Origin of the sequence: Peribacillus sp. FSL M8-0224 (genome assembly GCF_038003055.1) — a bacterium.
Classification (GTDB): domain Bacteria; phylum Bacillota; class Bacilli; order Bacillales; family DSM-1321; genus Peribacillus; species Peribacillus frigoritolerans.
The window spans coordinates 5506347-5528197 of record NZ_JBBOOJ010000001.1; the positions used below are offsets into that span (position 1 = coordinate 5506347).

General features: G+C 42.0%; 20 protein-coding genes. 14 read left to right on the forward strand and 6 right to left on the reverse strand.

Features of this window, described 5'->3' with window-relative positions:
- Positions 1-58: 58 nt before the first annotated feature.
- From MKX49_RS26935 to MKX49_RS26970, 8 genes are all read left to right on the forward strand, one after another.
- Positions 59-571, forward strand: a complete 513-nt coding sequence (locus MKX49_RS26935; RefSeq protein WP_251543052.1) for a GNAT family N-acetyltransferase — start codon at positions 59-61, stop codon at positions 569-571.
- Between the two features lie 179 nt (positions 572-750).
- Positions 751-2136, forward strand: a complete 1386-nt coding sequence (locus MKX49_RS26940; RefSeq protein WP_340878305.1) for a protoporphyrinogen oxidase — start codon at positions 751-753, stop codon at positions 2134-2136.
- Positions 2137-2306: 170 nt separating this feature from the next.
- Positions 2307-2849 carry a helix-turn-helix domain-containing protein gene (locus MKX49_RS26945; protein ID WP_034304877.1) on the forward strand — a complete coding sequence of 181 codons (543 nt, stop codon included), beginning with the start codon at positions 2307-2309 and terminating at the stop codon, positions 2847-2849.
- Positions 2850-2911: 62 nt separating this feature from the next.
- A complete protein-coding gene (locus MKX49_RS26950) occupies positions 2912-4021 on the forward strand; it encodes an ABC transporter ATP-binding protein (protein WP_034304875.1) in 1110 nt (369 codons plus the stop codon).
- Positions 4011-4814 (forward strand): ABC transporter permease, encoded by an 804-nt coding sequence (locus tag MKX49_RS26955; RefSeq protein ID WP_034305104.1) that lies wholly within the window; start codon positions 4011-4013, stop codon positions 4812-4814. Before MKX49_RS26950 ends, MKX49_RS26955 begins: the two co-directional genes overlap by 11 nt.
- A 1-nt stretch (position 4815) precedes the next feature.
- Positions 4816-5619 carry an ABC transporter permease gene (locus MKX49_RS26960; RefSeq protein ID WP_034304873.1) on the forward strand — a complete coding sequence of 268 codons (804 nt, stop codon included), beginning with the start codon at positions 4816-4818 and terminating at the stop codon, positions 5617-5619.
- Positions 5616-6689: an ABC transporter substrate-binding protein gene (locus MKX49_RS26965; protein WP_323599468.1), complete on the forward strand. Its 1074-nt coding sequence runs from the start codon at positions 5616-5618 to the stop codon at positions 6687-6689. Before MKX49_RS26960 ends, MKX49_RS26965 begins: the two co-directional genes overlap by 4 nt.
- Positions 6690-7012: 323 nt before the next feature.
- On the forward strand, positions 7013-7903 hold the full coding sequence (locus tag MKX49_RS26970; RefSeq protein WP_072274037.1) for a peptidylprolyl isomerase: 891 nt from the start codon (positions 7013-7015) through the stop codon (positions 7901-7903).
- 356 nt (positions 7904-8259) lie between these two features.
- Here MKX49_RS26970 and MKX49_RS26975 read toward each other — a convergent pair whose 3' ends face one another.
- Complete coding sequence (locus MKX49_RS26975; RefSeq protein ID WP_340878306.1) at positions 8260-8784, reverse strand: YtxH domain-containing protein; 525 nt, start codon at positions 8782-8784, stop codon at positions 8260-8262.
- Between the two features lie 169 nt (positions 8785-8953).
- On the opposite strand from MKX49_RS26975, the gene MKX49_RS26980 reads away from it, so the two are divergent.
- Both MKX49_RS26980 and MKX49_RS26985 read left to right on the forward strand, forming a co-directional pair.
- Complete coding sequence (locus tag MKX49_RS26980) at positions 8954-9421, forward strand: MarR family winged helix-turn-helix transcriptional regulator (RefSeq protein WP_048688729.1); 468 nt, start codon at positions 8954-8956, stop codon at positions 9419-9421.
- Positions 9418-12534, forward strand: a complete 3117-nt coding sequence (locus MKX49_RS26985) for an MMPL family transporter (RefSeq protein WP_340878307.1) — start codon at positions 9418-9420, stop codon at positions 12532-12534. Before MKX49_RS26980 ends, MKX49_RS26985 begins: the two co-directional genes overlap by 4 nt.
- Before the next feature lie 655 nt (positions 12535-13189).
- On the opposite strand, the gene MKX49_RS26990 is transcribed toward MKX49_RS26985, so the two are convergent.
- From MKX49_RS26990 to nagA, 4 genes are all read right to left on the reverse strand, one after another.
- The gene (locus tag MKX49_RS26990) at positions 13190-13912 is read right to left on the reverse strand and encodes an SIS domain-containing protein (protein ID WP_340878308.1); all 723 of its coding nucleotides are present in this window, start codon (positions 13910-13912) and stop codon (positions 13190-13192) included.
- Between the two features lie 63 nt (positions 13913-13975).
- On the reverse strand, positions 13976-14698 hold the full coding sequence (locus tag MKX49_RS26995; RefSeq protein WP_034304859.1) for a GntR family transcriptional regulator: 723 nt from the start codon (positions 14696-14698) through the stop codon (positions 13976-13978).
- Between the two features lie 14 nt (positions 14699-14712).
- Entirely contained in the window at positions 14713-15447 is a 735-nt protein-coding gene (gene nagB / locus MKX49_RS27000; RefSeq protein WP_063595476.1) for a glucosamine-6-phosphate deaminase, read from the reverse strand.
- Positions 15447-16625: an N-acetylglucosamine-6-phosphate deacetylase gene (gene nagA, locus MKX49_RS27005; RefSeq protein ID WP_340878309.1), complete on the reverse strand. Its 1179-nt coding sequence runs from the start codon at positions 16623-16625 to the stop codon at positions 15447-15449. Before nagA ends, nagB begins: the two co-directional genes overlap by 1 nt.
- Positions 16626-16930: 305 nt before the next feature.
- On the opposite strand from nagA, the gene nagE reads away from it, so the two are divergent.
- Positions 16931-18841: an N-acetylglucosamine-specific PTS transporter subunit IIBC gene (gene nagE / locus MKX49_RS27010; protein ID WP_340878310.1), complete on the forward strand. Its 1911-nt coding sequence runs from the start codon at positions 16931-16933 to the stop codon at positions 18839-18841.
- Between the two features lie 347 nt (positions 18842-19188).
- Here the strand turns inward: nagE and MKX49_RS27015 are convergent, their stop codons facing one another.
- On the reverse strand, positions 19189-19632 hold the full coding sequence (locus MKX49_RS27015; protein ID WP_340878312.1) for an ABC transporter ATP-binding protein: 444 nt from the start codon (positions 19630-19632) through the stop codon (positions 19189-19191).
- A gap of 56 nt (positions 19633-19688) precedes the next feature.
- On the opposite strand from MKX49_RS27015, the gene MKX49_RS27020 reads away from it, so the two are divergent.
- The 3 genes from MKX49_RS27020 to MKX49_RS27030 all read left to right on the forward strand — a co-directional run bounded on the left by MKX49_RS27020 (position 19689) and on the right by MKX49_RS27030 (position 21724).
- Positions 19689-19931, forward strand: coding sequence for a hypothetical protein (locus tag MKX49_RS27020; protein WP_340878313.1), 243 nt, complete (start codon positions 19689-19691; stop codon positions 19929-19931).
- A gap of 168 nt (positions 19932-20099) precedes the next feature.
- A complete protein-coding gene (locus MKX49_RS27025; protein WP_251543070.1) occupies positions 20100-20273 on the forward strand; it encodes an MbtH family NRPS accessory protein in 174 nt (57 codons plus the stop codon).
- Entirely contained in the window at positions 20270-21724 is a 1455-nt protein-coding gene (locus MKX49_RS27030) for a DHA2 family efflux MFS transporter permease subunit (protein WP_340878315.1), read from the forward strand. The genes MKX49_RS27025 and MKX49_RS27030 overlap by 4 nt, the downstream gene beginning before the upstream one ends.
- The last annotated feature ends 127 nt before the right edge of the window (positions 21725-21851 follow it).

Consider the following 21851-nt stretch of genomic DNA (forward strand, 5'->3'; position numbering starts at 1 on the left):
TCCGACGGGGCATCGAATCATTATTGTATCCAATAATTGATGAAAGAGAGTGTGCTTAATGGAAAAGGAAATCGAGACCATAACTTTAATGCCTTATTTACCGGAACACCTTAACCAGCTTTCCCAGTTTTATTTACCGAATACACAAACCCCTTTTTCAGCTCTGCCGGATGAGTCACTGAAATATTGCCGGGAAGATTGCGACAGGCACCCTGTCGTAATATTGGCTAAGGGTATCCCAGTTGGCTTTTTCGTTTTACACATTGGCGAAAACATCACCCCTTTCACCAGCGATAAAAAAGCGATATTGCTCCGGGGATTCCTTGTTGATCAAAAACATCAGGGAAAAGGGATTGGAAAGAAAGCCTTGCAAAGCCTTCCGGAATTCGCAAAAGGGATTTTTCCAAACAAGGATTCGATCATTCTGGCAGTGGACGTCATGAACGTGAACGCAAAAACGCTTTATGCGAAATCGGGGTTTCAGGATACAGGCATTCAGAAGGAAGGCAGAAGCGGGTTGATGGAGATAATGGAATATAGATTGGATATGGTGAACAAGGATATCGAATAAGGGGAGGAATAACAAATAAAATTGGCTAATGGACTTTTCCAAAAGGGGAGGTCTTTTTTGTCCAATTTGTTACAGGTTTCGTTATGTATCCGATGATTTTAGAAGGGCTGCTTTTAATAATGCTGCTGCCTTATGGTACACTTTACTTATTGCAAAATCTTAATCGAGGTGTAGTCCTAATGAAAACAGTCGTAGTCGTAGGTGGAGGCATTACCGGTTTATCAACCATGTATTATTTACAAAAGGCAGTTAAAGCGAGGAGTCTCTCCGTACGATTAATATTAATAGAAGGAAATGAGGAACTAGGCGGTAAAATAAGGACTGTGCACGATGGTCCTTTTAAAATTGAAGCGGGGGCCGATTCGATCGTTGCCCGGAAACAGAATATACAGCCATTTCTTAAAGAATTGAACCTGGAGGATCAAGTCGTCTATAATACGACGGGAAAATCATTCATCCATACTGATGGGATGCTGAAGGGAATCCCCGAAGATGCCCTATTCGGAATACCAATGAGCCTGGAGTCACTGGCCAAAAGTGATCTGGTTTCCGCCCAAGGGAAGGTCGACGCCTTAAAGGATTTCTACACAAAAAATGAGACATTTACGAAGAATGACTCCATCGGTTTATTTCTTGAAAGTTTCTTAGGCAAGGAATTGGTGCAAAAGCAGATATCGCCAGTCCTATCAGGTGTTTACTCAGGAAAATTAAATGAATTGACCATTGCCAAAACACTGCCGGAGATGCTGGATTATAAAAATGAATATGGCAGTATAATACGAGGCCTATCGGAAAATAAGCAGAAATACAAAAGCAAGGGGAATAAGAAGTTCCTTTCGTTTAAAAATGGCTTATCAACACTGGTGGAAAGAATAGAGGAAAGCCTCGATATGGTCGAGATATTAAAAGGGGTCAGTGTAGATGAAATCGGAAGAAATGATGAGGCGTACATCGTTTCATTGGCAAACGGTGAAACGCTGGAAACGGACTTTATCGTATTGAGTACACCGCATACAATTGCCCAGAAATTATTGGGGGATCGGGAGTTGGATGAGGATTTCGACGGCTTGATCAATAGTTCGATGATTAGCGTTTATCTTGGATTCGATATCCCGGACAGCATGCTTCCAAAAGACGGGACAGGTTTCATTGCAGGTGATAATAGTGATTTGATCTGCAATGCATGTACCTGGACAAGCCGGAAATGGGAGCATACTTCTGAAAACAGTCAGCTTTTGGTAAGGCTTTTTTATAAAAGCTCAAGTCCGGAATATGAAAGATTACGGTCCCTTACAAACCAGGAATTGATCTCTGTGGCTTTACACGACATTAAGAACAGTCTAAGCATTTCTGGGAATCCAATTACGAGTGAAGTGACGAAATGGCATGAAAATATGCCGAACTACCATATTAAACATCCTCAAATCGTTCAATCCCTGGAGGCGAAAATCTCCGAGAATTATCCGAATGTTTTACTTGCGGGCTGTTCATACAATGGTGTCGGAATCCCGGACTGTATTGCTGATGGGGAAAAGAAAGCGCAAGAGATATGTCTGAAGTTGTAAAAGGGGGACTGCCAGACGGCAGTCCTTTTTTTAATGAATGCCGGAAATTCCGTTTGAAGTTTCCGGCATTTCCTGTATAATGATATTCGTAAAATTAAACTGAAAGTTTACTTATATAAAACTTTATCTACTGTGTGTTTACTATAAGTAAACCGATTGAGGGTTATGGAATGCAAATTGGAAAAAAAATAAAGAACCTTCGCTTGAAAAAAGGATTGACCCAGGAAGAATTGGGCGAAAGAACGGATTTAAGCAAAGGATATATCTCACAGTTGGAAAGGGATCTTAGTTCCCCTTCGATTGAAACTCTTTTCAATATTTTAGAAGTACTCGGCTGCAAGCCTAAACAGTTCTTCGATGATGAGGATCAAGTCCAAAAAGTAGTGTATGAAGAAGAAGCACAAACATTTTTCATCGATGAAGAACGGGGATACCAAATTCAGTGGCTCGTGCCTGAATCGAATGAAAAGGAAATGGAACCTATTCGCCTGACTCTCCAGGAAAAAGGGGAGTTCAAACAATTTGAACCATCCTTGTCGGAAACATTCGGTTATGTATTAAGCGGAAGAGTCATTGTAAAGCTGGGTACACATACGTATTTCGTCAAGGCAGGGGAATCGATTTATTTTCATGCTTCAGATGAACATCAAATCATCAATGATTTTGAAGGTCCGTCCGAGTTATTACTCGTGGTGACGGAATCATACTTATAGAATTCAAAAAAATGCAATCGTTGAAGATTGATGAGTAAGGGAATGGAGAGAGGGAAGAAGCTATGGCAAATGGGAATATAATACGCTTCGATCAGGTTACGAAGCAATTTGATGATGAAACGGTGGTTCTCGATAATGTTAGTTTTGAAATCGAGAGAGGGAAGTTCTATACGCTATTGGGTCCTTCCGGGTGTGGGAAGACCACGATCCTTCGTTTGATTGCCGGATTTACGGAAGCTTCCAAAGGTGATATTTACTTTGAAGGGAAAAAGATCAATGATGTGCCAGCCAATAAAAGGCAAGTGAATACGGTATTTCAAGATTATGCACTGTTTCCGCATTTAAATGTGTTTGAAAATGTAGCATTTGGTCTTCGGATCAAAAAAATGAAGAATTCGGAAGTGGAAATCAAGGTGAAGGAAGCCCTCAGCTTTGTTAATTTGGAGGGGTATGAAAAACGGGAGATCAGGGAAATGTCCGGCGGTCAGCGGCAACGGGTAGCGATTGCGAGGGCTATTGTTAATGAACCTGAAGTCATCCTCCTGGATGAACCGCTATCTGCCCTTGATTTGAAATTGCGTACAGAAATGCAATATGAATTGCGGGAGCTGCAACAGAGGCTGGGAATCACGTTTATCTTCGTCACTCATGACCAAGAGGAAGCATTAGCGATGTCAGATGAGATTTTTGTCCTTAACAAAGGGAAAATCCAGCAAAGCGGGACCCCTACGGATATTTATGATGAACCGCTGAATCGATTCGTTGCCGATTTCATCGGTGAGTCCAATATTGTAAAAGGAAAAATGATTGAAGATTACCTCGTGGAATTCGTCGGCAGACAGTTCGAGTGTGTTGACCAAGGATTGAACAGTAATGAAGCTGTCGATATTGTCATCCGCCCGGAAGATTTGGAGATTACTTCCGTCGATCGCGGAAAACTGCAAGTTCGGGTGGACTCCCAGCTATTTCGCGGTGTTCATTATGAAATCAGCTGTTATGACCATGATGGAAATGAATGGCTTGTCCAATCAACGAAAAAAGTGGCAGTCGGAGATGAAATAGGTCTTTATTTCGAACCGGAATCGATCCATGTCATGCGATTGGGTGAAACTGAAGAAGAATTCGATAAGCGTCTGGAAGCGTATCATGATGGGGAAAGTCATGAAGAATAAAATATCCCGTAATATTTACTTCATACCCTATGTCTTATGGATTGCTTTATTCGTGATCGCACCCATTTTGTTAATCCTTTACTATTCCTTCTTTGACATTGAAGGCAATTTATCATTGATTAACTATCAAAAGTTCTTTACGCCAGTATATTTAAAAATGACATTAAGCTCATTTTGGTATGCTTTCCTGATTACGGGGATATCCCTTTTAGTCGCTTACCCGACAGCTTATTTGTTAACGAAAACCAAGCATAAGCAATTGTGGCTTTTGCTGATTATCGTGCCTTCCTGGATCAATTTACTTTTGAAGGCTTATGCCTTCATTGGAATTTTTGGCACGTATGGTGTGGCGAATGGTTTTCTGGAGGCAGTAGGAATCGGAAAGCAGCAGATTCTCTTTACGGATTTCAGCTTCATATTCGTCTCGGTTTATATTTTCATACCGTTTATGATTTTACCGATATTCAATGCGCTTGATGAAATGAATCCAACCCTTTTGGATGCGGCCAATGACTTGGGAGCGTCCCGATGGATGACATTCCGCCGTGTCATTTTTCCGTTGACATTAGATGGGGTAAAGACGGGATGCCAAGTAGTCTTCATCCCGGCACTTTCATTGTTCATGCTTACAAGATTGATTGCCGGTAACCGAGTCATTACGCTTGGTACGGCTATCGAGCAGCACTTCCTTGTAACACAGGATTGGGGAATGGGTTCCACGATCGCGGTATTTTTGATTATTATAATGTTCCTGATTATGTTTGTAACGGGTAACCGAAAGCAGGGTGTGTAAATTGGGCAATAAATTATCACCAATATCAAAAGCGTTTCTCGTTTTGATTTTTCTCATTCTCTATGCACCGATTTTCTTTTTAGTCTTTTACTCTTTTAACAGCGGTGGAACGATGTATGACTTCAAAGGGTTCACGATGGAGTGGTACAAGGAGCTGTTCCAAGATACGAGGCTGTTGATCATTGTATTGAATACACTTGTGATAGCTTTATTATCTGCACTGATCGCAACGATCATCGGGGTGATAGGGGCAATTGGAATTCGCTCCTTTACGAGCAGTAAAGCTAAGAATACGGTATTGTCATTGAATAATGTATTGATTGTCAGTCCCGATGTGATCATCGGTGCTTCCTTCCTGATTTTATTCACAATGGCCGGGATCAAGCTTGGATTCTACTCGGTACTGTTGTCACATATCGCCTTCAGTATCCCGATCGTTGTGCTGCTGGTCCTTCCGAAACTTCAGGAAATGAGCCCTACTTTAATTGATGCGGCCCGGGATTTAGGGGCAAGCCGGTGGGATGTATTGACGAAGGTCATCCTTCCATACATCTTGCCAGGTATCTTTGCTGGTTTTTTTATGGCATTGACTTATTCACTTGATGATTTTGCGGTAACGTTCTTTGTGACCGGTAATGGTTTCTCAACTCTTTCCGTGGAAATCTATTCATTGGCCCGCCGTGGAATTTCATTGAATATCAATGCACTATCGACACTGCTGTTCGTCGTGACACTGCTGTTGGTTGTCGTCTATTACTTTATAACTCAACGTGTTAGGCAAACGGGAATGGGGGGGAAACGATGAAAAGGCTTCTCCAAATGTTTTTGCTCATTTCCCTCGTATCCGCTTTGCTGCTTTATGCGATTTCAAGATTGAATTCAGCGCAGGGATTTACGAGCAGCAATACGCTTACCATCTATAATTGGGGCGATTACATCGATACGGATCTAATCGATCGTTTTGAAGAAGAAACAGGTATAAAGGTCATTTATGAGACGTTCGATTCGAATGAGGCCATGATGACTAAAATTGAACAGGGCGGTACCACTTATGATATTGCCATTCCGTCTGAGTATATGATCGATAAGATGAGGCAAGAAGACTTGCTGGTTCCCTTGGATCATTCCAAGCTTCCGAATTTGAAAAATATCGATGAGCGATTCATCGATCTGCCATTCGATCCTGAGAATAAATATTCCGTCCCGTACTTCTGGGGAACAGTTGGAATTGTTTACAATTCCAAGATGCTCGGTGGCAAAGAAATAACGGCCTGGGCGGATTTATGGGATAAAGATTTAAAAAATGAAATCCTTTTGACGGATGGCGCTAGAGAAGTGATGGGCATGGGTCTGAACTCTTTGAATTATTCATTGAATGATACAGATGAAGAACACCTTCAAGAGGCAAAAACCAAACTTGATGCCCTCACCCCGAATATTAAAGCGATAGTGGGAGATGAAAGCCGCATGCTATTGGAAGCCCAGGAGGCGGCGATTGGCCTTGTTTGGTCGGGAGTTGCTTCTGAAATCATGGCTGAAAATGAAGATCTCGAATACGTTGTTCCAAAAGAGGGGTCCAATTTATGGTTTGATAATATGGTCATCCCGAAAACAACGAAAAATGTCGATGCGGCCCACCAGTTCATCAACTTCATGCTGGACCCGAAAGTTGCAGCTCAAAATGCTGAATATGTAAGTTACTCGACACCTAATAAAGAAGCACTTAAATATATGCCTGAAGAAGTGGTGAAAGATGAACGGTTCTATCCATCACCTGAACTGACGAAGAAACTGGAAGTGTACGAAAACCTTGGGAAGAAAAACTTGGCCCGTTACAATGAACTCTTCCTTGAATTCAAGATGCATCGTAAATAACAAAATAAATAAAGCATGGTGTAGGAATTCCCTCCGTACACCATGCTTTTTAGTTTGCTCGAAACTCACGAGTAAAGGCCGAATTACACTCTGTTACCTATATATCAAAAGTTGATATAACGGTATAATACCGTATTTTGTAATGATCAACCAAAATTTTAATGTAAAATCTGTAGCAGAATGAAATACTCTAAAATATCTGTTGGGATATAAGTATGTTAGTATAATGATTGAGTTAGTGCATCCTGAAGGTTGAGTTAAAATCTTAAGGATTAATTAATATTTCCAAGCTATCATAATAGAAAACTTAAGGGAGATTATTCATGAAACTATTAAAAAGCACGAAGGCATATATTTGGGCAGGGAGCATTTTAATCATTGCCGGGATCATGGCATTTGCGATGATTTCGTCCATGGATAAGACAATTGCGAGTATCGATGGCGAGAAAATCAATGAGGATGAGCTGTATGACGCGCTTGTTGCGGGATACGGAGCAGATACTTTAGACCTGTTAATTACGAATAAATTGGTGGAATTGGAAGCGGAAAAAGCAGGAATCAAAATTAAGGATGAAGAAATCCAGAAAGAAATCGATGTTATGGTTGAGTCCTATGGTGATGAAAAGTCGTTAAAAGAACAATTGGAAGCAAGCGGTTCTTCAATGGATGCCTTAAAAAAGGACATCGTGGTTTACCTGCAAACGAAAAAACTGGTCGAACCGAGAATTACCGTGACGGACGATGAAATCAGTACGTATTTTGAAGATAATAAAGATACATTTGCTCAAGCGGAACAAGTGGAAGCTAGTCATATTTTAGTCGAAGACGAAAAAACGGCTAAAAAGGTTGCGAAAGAACTTGCAGCAGGCGGTGATTTCGCTAAGTTGGCAGCTGAATATTCCACTGATACTGAAACGGCGGATAACGGTGGAAGCCTAGGGTATTTTGGGAAAGGCGATATGGTGGAAGAGTTTGAAGATGTTGCCTTTAATCTTGATAAAAATAAAGTCAGTGATCCAGTCAAAACCGAATATGGGTACCATATCATAAAAGTAACCGGTAAGAAGGAAGCAAAAAAAGCTAATTTAGAAGACAGTAAAGAAGTAATTAAAGAAACGCTTCTTTCTGAAAGATTACAAGAGGAATATCCAGTTTGGTTAGCCGAAGTGAAAAAAGACCATGATATAACGAATAAATTGGAAGACTCTAACTAAGGTATCAAGTGAAGGATATACCGAAACAAAGAAGCTGAGGCAAAATGCCTCAGCTTTTATTATGGCTTGTACGATTTGGATGTTGATTTCCGCTTCAGGCACTCGTTTTCCGCGGGCGGTCGTGGAGCCTCCTCGGCTTGCGCCTGCGGGGTCTCCCCTAGACGCGCTTTTCTAAGCAGGAGTCTCGTACCTTTCACTCCAATCAACTCTGTTTTTAAATTTAGATATAACCATCCCTATTTAGTTGAAGGTGTTGTTTTGGTTGTTCGGGAACTTCATTTGATGAAGCGCACATTTTCCGGGCCCATTTTCTCTACAAAAAAAGCTGAGGCATAATGCCTCAGCTTTTTTATATATTAGAAGTTGGATGAGATGGACTTTTGATTGGATAATCCTGATTTTTTAACGATTTCATCACTCTCTTTTTCACCTATAACATTATCGGATTTCAATGATTGTGCTGGCGTTTCCTTCAGCTGTTTACCGGCAACGACCACTTTTGAACTGATGTCTTTTAATTCACTTGTTGCGTCCTTCGCTGTACCAAGGGCATCAGTGGAGATATCCTTTACTTCGGATACTTTACCCACCACGTCTTCATTGACGGTTTCATATAGTGTTTCAACGTCATTGATTGCCTCTTTAATCGTCTCCGTTGCCCCTTTGACTCCTGATACCATCTGTTCCTTCATTTCGCCGGGATTTTCCTTGACCTGTTCAATCATATTCATGGAGTTGTCTTTTAAAAGGATGGCAGATCGCTTTACTTTATTTCTCGTGTTGGAGTCAAGCAAGGTCAATGCACCGCCGACAAGCCCTCCGATTAAAATCCCTTTTAAAAGTTTGCTATTCGTTTGAGTTTCGATAGTTGTTTGAGTCATTTATATTTCCTCCTTTAGAATAGTAGATTGTTTGCTTACTTTGGGTTTTCCCTTATTTACCATAAGTTAAACTGGAAATAATAAACTATCATGGGATTGACATGATAAATAAAACAATAGTACTCTACATATAGTTAAATGACTGAACTACTTTTTGGGAGGTGCAACGATGTCTAATGAAAAAGTTTCTGGATTGATTGATCGATATATGAAGGTTTCTTTCTATGTAAATAAGATGGGGGAGCTTTTAATAAAAGATCAGATTTGTGATGTGCTGACGAACGAACAATACTATACTTTACGGTTCATTCAACAACAGCGGTTGTGTACATCGACGGAAATCAGTGATGCCTTTTATATTAATAAGAGTGCCGTCACGTCCAACATCAACAGGCTGGAAGGCAAAGGATTGATAGAACGGGAACAGGACCAGGTTGACCGAAGGGTCTTTCATTTGAAGCTTTCCAAAGAGGGGGAAGCGTTGTTACAGGAAACGGAAAATAAGATTCATAAATTGGTAGAGAGCATCATGACGAAATTCGATTATGAAGAGATTGTTAAATTCCTTGATACATATGAGAAGCTTTCACAAATTTTCATTCAAATGAAGAATGAGGAATGGGAGGAATATAAATGAGGGGGATCATAAAGGGAAGATGGCTGGTCATTATCGCTTGGATTGCCATTACGGCAGGTTTATTGTTTGCGGCACCGGATATGGCGGAGCTTGTCCGGAATAAGGGCCAGCTGGATGTACCGGCAGAGTATTCCTCTGGGATGGCCAATGAGCTAATGAAAGAGATTCAGGATAAGGATGAGTCACAAGTGGCTCTCGTATTTCATGGTGATAAGAAGCTGTCTTCCCCGGAATTGAAAGAGATTGAGATAGCGATCCAAAAGCTTGAAAAGAATAAAGCAGAGCTTGGCATCAAAGAGGTCATGACCCATTTTAAAGAGCCCTCGCTAAAAGGTCAGTTGGTCTCGGAGAACGAAACAACGGTTTTGACATCCATCACGATGGTCAAGGGGGACCGGGAAGCTAAGGAAGTGATCGATGCCCTTTATAAAGAGCTGGAGCAAGTGGATGTCGAGCATTATTACACAAGCAGCTGGATGATCGATGAAGATCTTAATGCCAATTCCCAAGAAGGGCTGAAGAAAACTGAAGGCATCACGGTGGTCTTCATTCTGGCTGTATTGCTGATAGTCTTCCGTTCAGTGGTGGCACCGATCATTCCGTTGGTAACAGTAGGTTTCACTTATTTATGCTCACAATCCATCGTCTCATTCCTGGTGGATAAATGGGACTTTCCGATTTCGTCTTACACCCAAATATTCCTGGTAGGTATTTTATTTGGAATCGGGACTGATTATTGCATCCTGCTGCTTAGTCGTTTCAAGGAAGAGCTATCGTCACAGGAGTCCTTGCATGAAGCGATCGTTGAGACGTACCGAACCTCCGGTAAGACTGTTTTCTTCAGCGGGCTGACCGTAATGATTGGTTTTGCGGCAATTGGCTTTTCCACTTTTAAGCTCTATCAATCTGCGGCGGCCGTTGCCATAGGGGTTTTCATTTTAATGATCACCCTTTATACGATCGTTCCATTTTTCATGGCGGTTCTTGGCAAAAAGCTATTCTGGCCGGCAAAAGGGAAACTTGAGCATAGTGAAAGTAAACTATGGGGAATTCTCGGTAACTTCTCCCTGAACCGTCCATTGTTGGCGCTGGTGATTGTTGCAATCGTCTGTGTTCCCTTTTTGTTTATATATGATGGGAAGATTTCATATAACTCCCTTGAAGAAGCGGGTGATGATGTTCCTTCCATCATGGCATTTAATATCATTTCCGATGAATTCGGACCGGGACAATCGATGCCAACACAGATTGTCATAAAGAATGACGAACGCATGGATTCGGAAGAGTACGTCGCACTTGCTGAAAAAATCAGCCAGGAAGTAGTAAAGGTGGATGAAGTCGATGTAGTTCGATCCATGACCCGCCCGACAGGTGAACCGATTAAGGATTTATTTGTAGCGAACCAGGCCGAAACCTTGGAAAAGGGAATTGGGGAAGGAAATGAAGGCATTAAACAAATAAGCGATGGATTGAAAACGGCAGGCAGTGAGCTTTCCGATTCAGGACCGCGATTGAAGCAAGCGACGGACGGAATAGGGGGGCTCATATCCGGGACCAATGAATTAAAGAGCGGCGTAGGTCAGGTGGAGAAGGCATTAACAAGCATTGAAGCAGGCATCCGCGATGGGTCTTCAGGGACCGGGGACATAAAAAACGGATTGAATGAGGTCAAGGCAAACTTGGATAAGCTCGCCACCGGAAGCGGGCAGCTTCTCGAAGGCTATAAACAATCAGCTAATGGGTTAAGTGAGCTCACAGGTCGATATAAAGAAATTCAAACTAACCTTACGGGTGTATCACAAAGCCTTGCCGGTTTAAATCCTTCCTTTGAGCAAATGGAAGCCACTCATCCAGAATTACAGGCTGATCAGTCCTATCAAACGATCAAGCAAACAGTGCAAGGGGCACAGGGTGGCTTGGAGCCCATGGCAGCAGGCCTTTCAGAGCTCAATAGGAATCTTGGTTCAGTGTCCGGCGGTTTGAATACGGCGAATGAAAATATGGAAGAAATCGTAAAGGGTCAAAATTCTCTTGGGGAGGGCCTTAACCAATTGGTTTCAGGCGTTGACACTTTACAAAAGGGTCTAAGCACCATGGCTAATGGTCAGGGGGAAGTCATAAATAATCTGTCAGGATTTAAAGGAGGCCTTACTAGCTTAAGTAATGGGCAGCAAGAACTCCTAAATGGTTTTTCAAGCCTCGGCGGGCAGCTTACTGATTTGACTGATGGCTTAAATGAAAGTGCTGATGGTCTGAATGAAGTCCATGATGGACTATCGTCCGCACAGGGTTATTTATCAGGGCTGGCAAAAACGGATAAAACGGTAACAGGCATGTACATTCCCAAAGAAGTAGTGGAAAGCGAAGAATTCGGGGAAGCATTGAACGCGTATTTATCTGAAGATGGTAAAATCATGACCATGGATGTGGTATTCAAGGCGAATCCTTATTCCAATGAAGCAATCGAGCAAATCGATTCGATTGAGGCAACCGTTGAAAGAGTAACGAAAGATACAAAGCTTGAAAACGCGCAGGTGGCGATAGGGGGAATCACAAGTACACATCATGACTTGGGCATGATGTCTGGGGAGGATTTCTCAAGGACGGTCGTTTTGATGCTGTCGGGTATTGCAATCATTCTCTTTTTCATGCTGCGATCCTTGATCATGCCTATCTATTTGATAGTGTCGCTCGTTTTGACTTATTATACAGCGGCAGCCATTACAGAGTTGATTTTTGTTAATATTCTCGGTTATGCCGGCATTGGCTGGGCAGTTCCTTTCTTTGCCTTCGTCATCTTGATTGCTCTTGGCATTGACTATAGCATTTTCTTGATGGATCGCTTTAACGAGTGGAAAGATAAGCCGGTCAAAGAAGCGATGTTACTGTCCATGAGAAAAATGGGAACGGTGATCATCTCGGCGGCTGTCATTCTGGGCGGAACCTTTGCTGCCATGATGCCAGCAGGAGTTTTATCGCTCTTGGAAATAGCCACTTTAATATTGGTGGGGCTTGCTTTATATGCGTTTGTCATCTTGCCATTGTTTATTCCGGTGATGGTTGCAACGTTTGGAAACGCGAATTGGTGGCCGTTTTTAAAAAATAAGGAATAAAAGGGACTATAAAATAAAGAAGGCCTCCATTCGGATGCCTCCAGACTGTAGACATAAAGGGTTTCGGAATGCTCTTATTCCGAAACCCTTTTTGAATGATTATAAGATGGGAAATGGATTTAAAAGCTTACCCGGTGGGGGAAGAAATAACAATCATAAGTTCCATCATACACATAATCAGGCGTACTGGTTTTGTAAGCTGCATCTGCAACAGCTTCAAGATTAACAACTTTCTCAATCGGTGTTACACTCGTCTACAACACAAATCTGTTACGGTCTGCTGGTGCATGAAACGAATGTGTGGAATCAACAAATACATGCTATGCGTTAAATGAAACTTTTACTTAAGATAGGATGGAAAAGCTTTTCAATAAAGGTTGCAGAAAGACTGTTGGCACATGGAGTTCTGTCTAATTACTTAAACTCTGTTGATTGGAAAGGAAGGTACGGGTCTCTTGCGGAAAAGAGAGTCCAAGGGAGACATACCGTGCGCTAAAGGCGCCGAGGATCTCACGGACCGCCCGCGGAAAGCGAGTGCCTGCAGAGGAATTCAACGGTCAACTTCCAAACTCTCAAAAAAACTGTAGACCAACTCGATGGAGTTTGCCTACAGTAAGAAATAAACAACCGAAACAAAAAAACTATGTATTCCATTTCATAATTGGGGAATTCTTGTTTTATATTTCGCGATGATCTTTTGATTGTGTTCATCTGCCCCTTCGATATTACTGCTTAGGAATACGGGAGGGGTTTCCCCTGATTCAATAATCGTTTGGATGACTTGCGTGAAAACCATATTGAGGAGAACGGCCCCGACCACGGTCGATCCGGAACCAAAAGGTATATTATTTGATTTCAGTAATGTGTCACCTTTGGCAATATGATTGTCTATGACCAAATCAACGACATCGTGGAGATAATGCTTCTGTTTATGCCGTGAAGAACAACTTTTTGCATACTCCGGTGATGTTAGTCCAATGACGAATGCCCCTTTTTCTTTTGCGATAGTGGCGACATCTATCGGAACGGGATTTACGCCGGATGACGAAATGACAATACAGACATCACCAGGACGGATATCTTCATCATGCATGAATTTCTCTGATAGGTCATTTTGGCGTTCAAGTTGGGATGCCCTTGAAGCTCCTTTAAAAAGCATTAGATCTTCAACGAAAATTGGACGAATTGCGGCTAACCCACCTGCCCGGTAGAATACCTCTTCGGTCAAAATGTGGGAGTGCCCGCTCCCGAATAGATGGATGATCCCATCCGACATGACTGCTTTTGAGATATGTTCCACAGATTCCTTAATTGATTGCTTTTCCTGTTCTCCCACAATTGTGAGTAATACCTGCACTTCTTCAAAGTATGAGTTCATATTTGTGACACCCTCCGATTACCTTTGGCAATTAAAAGACTATAGTGATGAAAATATTCAATTTTATCTGCTTATGTTGATAGTGAACTTATACCTGTCCGCACGATAAGCCGATTTAACATATTCAAGGGGAGTTCCGTCTATTAAGAACGTATTCCTTTGAATGAATAATATGGGTGAGTGCTTCGGAATTGCTAAATGGGTCACTTCCAATTCAGAAGCAATCGATGATTCCAACGTTTGTGAAGCATAGTCTATTTTTAGTTTAACGTAGTTCTCCACATACTGGTAAAGGGAAAGGTTAATGATTTCTTCCGTTAATCCTTTAATTAAATTGGCAGACATGTACACGGTCTCGAGCGCCATTGGAACATCATCAGCCAACCGAATGCGTTTTATTTCATAAACGGGAGCATAAAGGGAAATGTGCAATTCACTGGCAATCTTCTTATCTGCCGGAATGATTTCAAAGCTCAGCAGCTTGCTGCTTGGATTTAATCCCCTGGCCTTCATGTCCTCGGTAAAACTGGTCAGCCCATTGAGCTGCTGCTCCAATTTCTTATCGGCGACAAAGGTTCCCCTTCCTTTCTGACGGTATAAGTATCCGTCATTCACCAAATTATTTATGGCTTGGCGGACGGTCATCCGGCTAATTTCGAATTGCTCGGCATATTCACGTTCAGATGGAAGGGCATCGTGCGCTTGGAACTCACCGTTTTCTATTTTTCTTTTTATTTGTTCTTCGATTTGAAAATAAATCGGAAGAGGTGAGTTTTTATCAATCATCGACTTTCGCTCCTTTAGGGTATTATCACTCCGGATAACGCTTTTTGGTCTGCGATAATTGTAACACTATTATGTTTTTTTAGGATAGATGCAGGAAATTCCTCGGAAATGTCACCGTGTATCAATTTCTTCAGTGTTTCGGCTTTTTCTTCACCAGAAATCAGCAGCAGAATTTCTTTGCTTTTCATGATTGTTGAAATGCCCATCGTAACGGCATGTGTCGGAACTTCGTCTATGGAGTCGAAATAACGTGCATTCGCTTGGCGCGTTGAATCTTCAAGTGTCACGACATGTGTCCCGGATGTGAAGGAAGTTCCAGGTTCATTAAAACCAATATGGCCATTTTGGCCAATGCCAAGTATCTGAAGATCGATCCCACCTACGGAATCAATCATTTCGTCATACCGTTGACATTCTCCGTTCGTGTCATCGGCTGTGCCATTAGGCAGGTGAGTACGCTCTTTATTTATATTGATGTGAGTGAATAAGGAGTCATCCATATAAAAATGGTAACTGTTTGGATCATTTGGTTTTAAGCCGATATACTCGTCAAGATTAAAAGACGTTACATGTTCATATGAAGTATGATTGCGCACGTGATCTTCAATCAAATTATCGTACATTCCTTTAGGGGTACCGCCTGTTGCAAGGCCCAATTTGATATTTGGATTTCCTTTGACTTTTCCGATCAATATTTCTGCGGCTGTCCGGCTCATTTCCGTGTAGTCCTGCACTTGTATGATATTCATTATACATTCTCCTTTTTAAAAGCTAAATTTCCTCTGCAGAACGTCATTTCGACGTCCAAGCGATCATTCAATATTACAAGATCTGCCTCTTTGCCGACCTGGATGCTTCCTTTTCTGTCAAAAATCCGAAGTTGTTTGGCAGGGTTTTCCGCCGTCATTTTTATAATGTCAGTCATGGAACAATCGGTATATTTCATTGTGTTCTTGATGGCATCGTTCATTTTCAATATACTGCCGGCTAGTGTGCCGTCTGAAAGCGTTGCTTTAGTTTCGTCAACATTAACAGGCTGACCACCTAAATCATAGGTTCCCTTTTCAAGCCATTTGGCACGAAGCGAGTCCGTTATCAGTATCATTCGTTCGCTGGTAATTTGGTTATATGCCAGCTTGATCATTTCCGGCCTGCAGTGAATGCCATCAGCAATAAGTTCAACATATAGCTCGTCTCGAAGATAAGCAGCTCCCAAAACACCTGGTTCGCGGTGATGGAGTCCACGCATCCCATTATAAAGATGTGTAACGTGGGTAGTCCCTGCCTGGATTGCTTCATCTATTTGGTCATATGTTGCATCTGAATGGCCGATGGAGGCGACGACGCCAGTTCCCCTTAAGTGGGCGGCAAGATCTAATCCGTTCGGTTGTTCAGGAGCAAGCGTTACAAGTTTGATTTGATTTTCGGCCATTTCCTGCCATTTTTTAAATAGAGTGACATCGGGATCAACGATATAATCCTCAGGCTGTGCTCCTTTACGGGCCGGTGAAATGAAAGGACCTTCTAAATGAATTCCAACTATTTCAGCGTGTTCTTGAGTTTGATTCTCGATATATTTACCAGCGTTAAGAAGTGCTGATTCAATGGCTTGGGTGGATTGGGTCATTGTAGTGGCCAGAAAGCTGGTGGTTCCTTCTTTAGGAAGGGTCTTTGCCATTGTGGATAATGCGTCATGTGTGGCATCCATTGCATCGGAATTGGATGCTCCGTGAATATGAATGTCGATGGCACCGGGAATTACCTGATAATCCGGTGAAAGAGTAATTACCTTGGCATCATCGTCCTGTTTGTATTGGCTGACTGGACCAACTTCGGCAATTTTTCCATCCACGACTTTAATGAATCCATTTTTGTATGTTTCCTTTTCGCTGTAAACCATTAGATTATTAATAATGAATGTTTTCATACATAATCTCCTTTATGAAAGTAAAACTTAATGAATGAGTCATGAAATGGTCTCATATATTTTGCCCTCATTTTATCGTTTTTATTAAAAGTTGTCTAGACCAGTTAAGGAGTATCAAGAACAAAAATGATATTTTTACTTTGTTTTCGAAGAATATAGTATATTTACAAGTAAATTGGTATAGACATCTATATATTTTCTGTGCTAGTATAATCCCAAAGAAAAGTTATTATATTGATAAAATGAAAACGCTTAATACATCTTGTTGTTGATCAAAGAAGTTAGGTACAAGGGAGATGAGTTCGATGTTAAATTTTTTACAAAAGATTGGGAAAGCTTTAATGTTACCGATTGCCGTTTTACCAGCAGCCGCGTTATTGCTTCGTTTAGGGCAACCGGATTTACTTGATATTGCCTTTATTGCCGCAGCTGGAAAGGCGATATTCGATAACCTTGCGATATTGTTCGCCTTGGGAATAGCGATAGGATTATCCAAAGATGGAAGTGGCGCTGCGGCATTATCAGGCCTTGTTGGATACTTTGTATTAACGAATGGTACACAAGCGATTGATAAAGAAATCAACATGGCTGTTTTAGGCGGTATTATATCGGGTATAGTTGCCGCTCTTCTATATAATAGATACTCCGACATAAGACTCCCTGAATGGCTTGGATTCTTTTCAGGGAAACGATTCGTCCCGATCATCACTTCGCTTGCGATGATCATACTTGCGGGAATATTCGGTTTTGTGTGGCCTCCGATTCAAGATGTAATCAATAGTGTCGGTGACTGGATTACAGGTGCAGGGGCATTGGGTGCCGGCGTATTCGGCGTATTGAATCGCTTATTGCTTCCAGTAGGATTGCATCATGTCTTGAATAGTATGGTTTGGTTCGTCTTTGGTGAGTACAATGGAGCGACGGGTGATATAAATCGTTTCTTCGCAGGGGACCCGACTGCTGGGCCCTTCATGACCGGCTTTTTCCCGATCATGATGTTCGGTCTTCCAGCTGCGGCATTAGCGATGATTGCAGCTGCTAAGAAAGAGAAACGTAAATTGGTGACAGGGATGCTTGTTGGGTTGGCTTTCACTTCTTTCCTTACAGGAATCACTGAACCGATTGAATTTCTGTTCATGTTCATCGCACCGGTGTTATATGTAATACATGCCCTTTTAACCGGGGTCTCTCTGGCACTTGCTGTTATATTGGATATCCATCATGGGTTTGGATTCTCCGCAGGAGCCATTGATTATTTCTTGAACTTTGGTATTGCGCAAAAACCGCTATGGTTAATTCCGATTGGATTGATATACGCGGCAGTTTACTTCGTGATTTTCTATTTTGTCATCAAGATCATGGATTTAAAAACACCTGGCCGTGAAGACGATGAGGAAGAAGTGGAAGAAGAAACAATTGTAAAAACAGGGGATAAATATACCGATATGGGATCGCTTTTCATTCAAGATCTTGGCGGTAAAGAGAATATAAAGCTAATTGATAACTGTGCAACACGCTTGCGTTTACAAGTGGCCGATTCAGGAAATGTGAATGAAGCAGCCTTAAAACGGCATGGTGCGCGCGGTGTCATGAAGTTGAATAAATCGAGTGTACAGGTCATTGTTGGAACGAATGTTGAATTCGTTGCAAATGCAATGAAACAACTTGTCAAGAATGGCGTCGATCCAAGCCAAGTGAAAGCAGGTCCTTCTGCACAAGTGGCAGAGGATATAGTAGAGGAAAACCAAGCTTTGGGTGCAAATGACTTTGTCCTTCCAATTGAAGGAACCGTTTTACCGATAGAACAAGTTCCCGATCAAGTGTTTGCCATGAAAATGATGGGGGATGGCTTCGCTATCGAGCCGGTCAACGGAAAACTAGTATCCCCAATCGATGGGGAAGTGCTAAGTATCTTCCCGACAAATCATGCACTGGGCTTGAAAATGGATAATGGTCTGGAAATTCTGATCCATGTTGGCTTAGATACAGTTAAATTAAATGGAGAAGGGTTCACAGCTCTTGTTCAAGAAGGCCAAAGAATAACAAAAGGAACACCTCTTTTGGAAATTGATTTAGACTTCATTAAACGGAATGCACCATCAACGGTCACTCCTATTATATTCACTAACTTACCTGAAGGAACGGCAGTGAAGTTGCAAAAGTCAGGGATCCAGAAACCAAATACACCAGATATCATCCAGTTGGAAAAACTATAAAACGGTTAAAAAAGGGATGTCGACTTGTCGACATCCCTTTTGACTTTAGACTGTAGACAAACTAAAGTGAGTTTGCCTGCAGTTTTTTTATGGCTAGTACAATTTGGATGTTGATTTCCAATCCAGGCACTCGCTTTCCGCGGTCGGTCGGGGAGCCTCCTCGGCTTGCGCCTGCGGGGTCTCCCCTAGACGCGCTTTTCTAAGCAGGAGTCCCGTACCTTCCTCTCCAATCAACTATGTTATAAAATTTAGATGGAAACCATACCTGAGGAGTTGGAGGTGTTGGTTTGGGTCAGTTGATTCGGGAATATCATTTGATGAATTATACGTTTTCCGAACCACACCTTTCAATTGGATAAAACGGCTTCTTTATATACTTCTTGCTGTGATAAATTGTCATAACCTAAACAAACGGGTGCTCCATTGGCCGGATCTATCATCACCCTTGCATGAATACGAAAGACTTCCTCTAAAACGGCAGGTGTGATGATTTCCCCTGGGGTACCGATTTTAACGATTTCCCCTTCCTTCATCGTTATGATTTCATGTGAGAACCGTGACGCATGGTTAATGTCATGCAATACCATGACAGTCGTTATTTTTTGTTCTTTATTAAGCTTTTCAACTATTTGCAAAACCTCTAGTTGATGTGCCATATCAAGGTAGGTGGTTGGCTCATCCAATAATAAAATCTCCGTTTTCTGTGCTAAAGCCATTGCCAGCCAAACCTTTTGTCTTTGACCACCGGATAGATTGGCGATTTGCCGGTTTCGAAATGGCTGGAAGCCCATCTCTCCATTGGAACAAAAAGTGGTTCCGTGAGGAGGAGGAGAAGTTTCTTTCCCGATTGAATCAAGGAAAGGATGGTGATATTTCCTTTTTGCTTGGCGTGGGGGAGCTGGAAGGCAACCATAAAAGCGGGATGAATGAAAATGCTTTGGAATTATCAAAACGATTATCCTTGAAGGATAGCAGAGTGAATGTTCAATTCAACGAGTTTGAAGGGGAAGGGCATCTTTCAGTTTTGCCGCCTTTGATTAACAGGGCTTTGCGTGTTGCTTTGAAGAGAAATGTGACTGGTAAGAAATAGGACTTTCTCAGTAAATCCACGGAAGGCACTTGACCAGTAAGTTATAAATATATATCATTACCTGTAGATTATGATTGATAATGATTATCATTATTGGTTGGCTAGGAGATTGCTAACAAACATTCACTATCGAGAATTTGAAAAAATTATGAAGGAGGACAATGACTGATGACCAACCGTTTCGTGAATGAAAATGGGATCTACAATGAATTTATAATTGAAGAAGGTCGAAATTCCCTTTGGCCCACCTTTTTGGTTATTCCAGAAGGCTGGTCATTGATATATCGAGAGGACTGCTGGAAATACATAAAACTAGTTGCTAGCATTGATGGAACAAAATGAAAGTAAGGATACAAATGGACCCTAAAATAGTAGTTAGCATCGTTTATGTCATAGCGATGTTCATGGTTTCGATGGACGGGACGATTGTCAATGTGATCCTGCCAACGATCAGTAGTGAATTTAATCTTGATCCCTCTTCAGCCAGTGGCATTAATGTAGGATATTTAGTAAGCCTGGCTGTATTCCTTCCGGTAGCTGGGTGGCTTGGGGATCGTTTTGGAACCAAGAACATCTTCTTGATGGCATTGGGTGTCTTTACGGCAGCCTCCTTTTTATGCGGATTCGCTAATAATCTTCAAACCTTGAATTTGTTCAGGGTTTTGCAGGGGGCAGGAGGCGGGATCCTTACACCAATTGGAATGGCCATATTATTTAGAACGTTCTCTGTTGAAGAACGCCCAAAGGTGTCCCGTTCCCTTGTGCTTCCCATAGCATTCGCACCAGCTGTTGGTCCGATTGTTGGCGGATTCCTTGCGGAGCAGCTGTCTTGGCGTTGGGCATTTTATATAAATGTCCCTTTCGGAATTATGGTCCTGATATTCGGTGTATGGTTTTTAAAAGAAAATAAAGAATCAACTGCTGGCAGATTGGACCTTCCAGGATTCTTATTGTCAGCTGCAGGCTTTTCCATGCTGATGTATGCAATGAGCTTAGGACCATCTAAAGGATGGGGTTCCCCCGTTATCATGTATACAGGAATTATCGGTGCAGTTCTTGTTCTCTCATTTATTCTATTGGAGCTGCGTGTGAACGAACCGATGCTTGATTTGCGTTTATTATCCGATCGATTGTTTCGGACATTGGGCATCATTTCATTATTTTCAATGGCGGGCTTATTGGGGATGCTCTTCGTGTTCCCGTTAATGTATCAAAGTTCGCTTCATGCTTCAGCTTTAGAAAGCGGGCTGACCACTTTCCCGGAAGCTATAGGTTTGATGGTGGCCTCCCGGATGATGCCTTGGACTACGAAGAAACTGGGCATACATCAGGTGATCCGGATAGGGCTGCTTGGTACAATCATCATTTATACATTGATTAGCATTGTCGGGCCGACAGCCAACCCCTGGTTCCTTCGTGCCTTATTATTTAGCGTCGGTATCTGTTTGGGACATACTGTTGTGGCCGTACAGTTTTCCACTTTCACCAATATCAACTCTGCTTCGATGGGAATGGCGGCCACATTGTTCAATGTCCAAAACCGGATTGGCTCTGCCATTGGTGTAGCCATCCTAGCCAGCATTCTGGGGGAAGTGGGCACTAGCTCGATAGGAACGAATGGGGAGCACCATGTTATTTTAATATCCTATCAATTTGCTCTCCTAGGTTCTGTGGCTTTGCTCGTCATAGCCCTATTATTTGCGATGCGTTTGAAAAAGGATGATTTTAAGGCCAAGATACCGAAACAACATATGGCTAAATCCCTTGATGTAAAACAGGTCAGAAGCGGATAAGTAACTCATTCAGTCAGGTTTCCGGTAGAGGAAGGCCACTGTGATTTTGCCAGTGACCTCCCTTTCATTTTGTTTTGCTAGCAGCACAGGGACTGCCTACATAAAATATTAATTAAAGATTGGCTTT

Coding starts and splice junctions, on each gene's coding strand:
- MKX49_RS26935 (WP_251543052.1), top strand. CDS start 59: ATGGAAAAGGAAATCGAGACCATAACTTTAATGCCTTATTTACCGGAA.
- MKX49_RS26940 (WP_340878305.1), top strand. CDS start 751: ATGAAAACAGTCGTAGTCGTAGGTGGAGGCATTACCGGTTTATCAACC.
- MKX49_RS26945 (WP_034304877.1), top strand. CDS start 2,307: ATGCAAATTGGAAAAAAAATAAAGAACCTTCGCTTGAAAAAAGGATTG.
- MKX49_RS26950 (WP_034304875.1), top strand. CDS start 2,912: ATGGCAAATGGGAATATAATACGCTTCGATCAGGTTACGAAGCAATTT.
- MKX49_RS26955 (WP_034305104.1), top strand. CDS start 4,011: ATGAAGAATAAAATATCCCGTAATATTTACTTCATACCCTATGTCTTA.
- MKX49_RS26965 (WP_323599468.1), top strand. CDS start 5,616: ATGAAAAGGCTTCTCCAAATGTTTTTGCTCATTTCCCTCGTATCCGCT.
- MKX49_RS26970 (WP_072274037.1), top strand. CDS start 7,013: ATGAAACTATTAAAAAGCACGAAGGCATATATTTGGGCAGGGAGCATT.
- MKX49_RS26975 (WP_340878306.1), bottom strand. CDS start 8,784: ATGACTCAAACAACTATCGAAACTCAAACGAATAGCAAACTTTTAAAA.
- MKX49_RS26980 (WP_048688729.1), top strand. CDS start 8,954: ATGTCTAATGAAAAAGTTTCTGGATTGATTGATCGATATATGAAGGTT.
- MKX49_RS26985 (WP_340878307.1), top strand. CDS start 9,418: ATGAGGGGGATCATAAAGGGAAGATGGCTGGTCATTATCGCTTGGATT.
- MKX49_RS26990 (WP_340878308.1), bottom strand. CDS start 13,912: ATGAACTCATACTTTGAAGAAGTGCAGGTATTACTCACAATTGTGGGA.
- MKX49_RS26995 (WP_034304859.1), bottom strand. CDS start 14,698: ATGATTGATAAAAACTCACCTCTTCCGATTTATTTTCAAATCGAAGAA.
- nagB (WP_063595476.1), bottom strand. CDS start 15,447: ATGAATATCATACAAGTGCAGGACTACACGGAAATGAGCCGGACAGCC.
- nagA (WP_340878309.1), bottom strand. CDS start 16,625: ATGAAAACATTCATTATTAATAATCTAATGGTTTACAGCGAAAAGGAA.
- nagE (WP_340878310.1), top strand. CDS start 16,931: ATGTTAAATTTTTTACAAAAGATTGGGAAAGCTTTAATGTTACCGATT.
- MKX49_RS27015 (WP_340878312.1), bottom strand. CDS start 19,632: ATGGGCTTCCAGCCATTTCGAAACCGGCAAATCGCCAATCTATCCGGT.
- MKX49_RS27025 (WP_251543070.1), top strand. CDS start 20,100: ATGACCAACCGTTTCGTGAATGAAAATGGGATCTACAATGAATTTATA.
- MKX49_RS27030 (WP_340878315.1), top strand. CDS start 20,270: ATGAAAGTAAGGATACAAATGGACCCTAAAATAGTAGTTAGCATCGTT.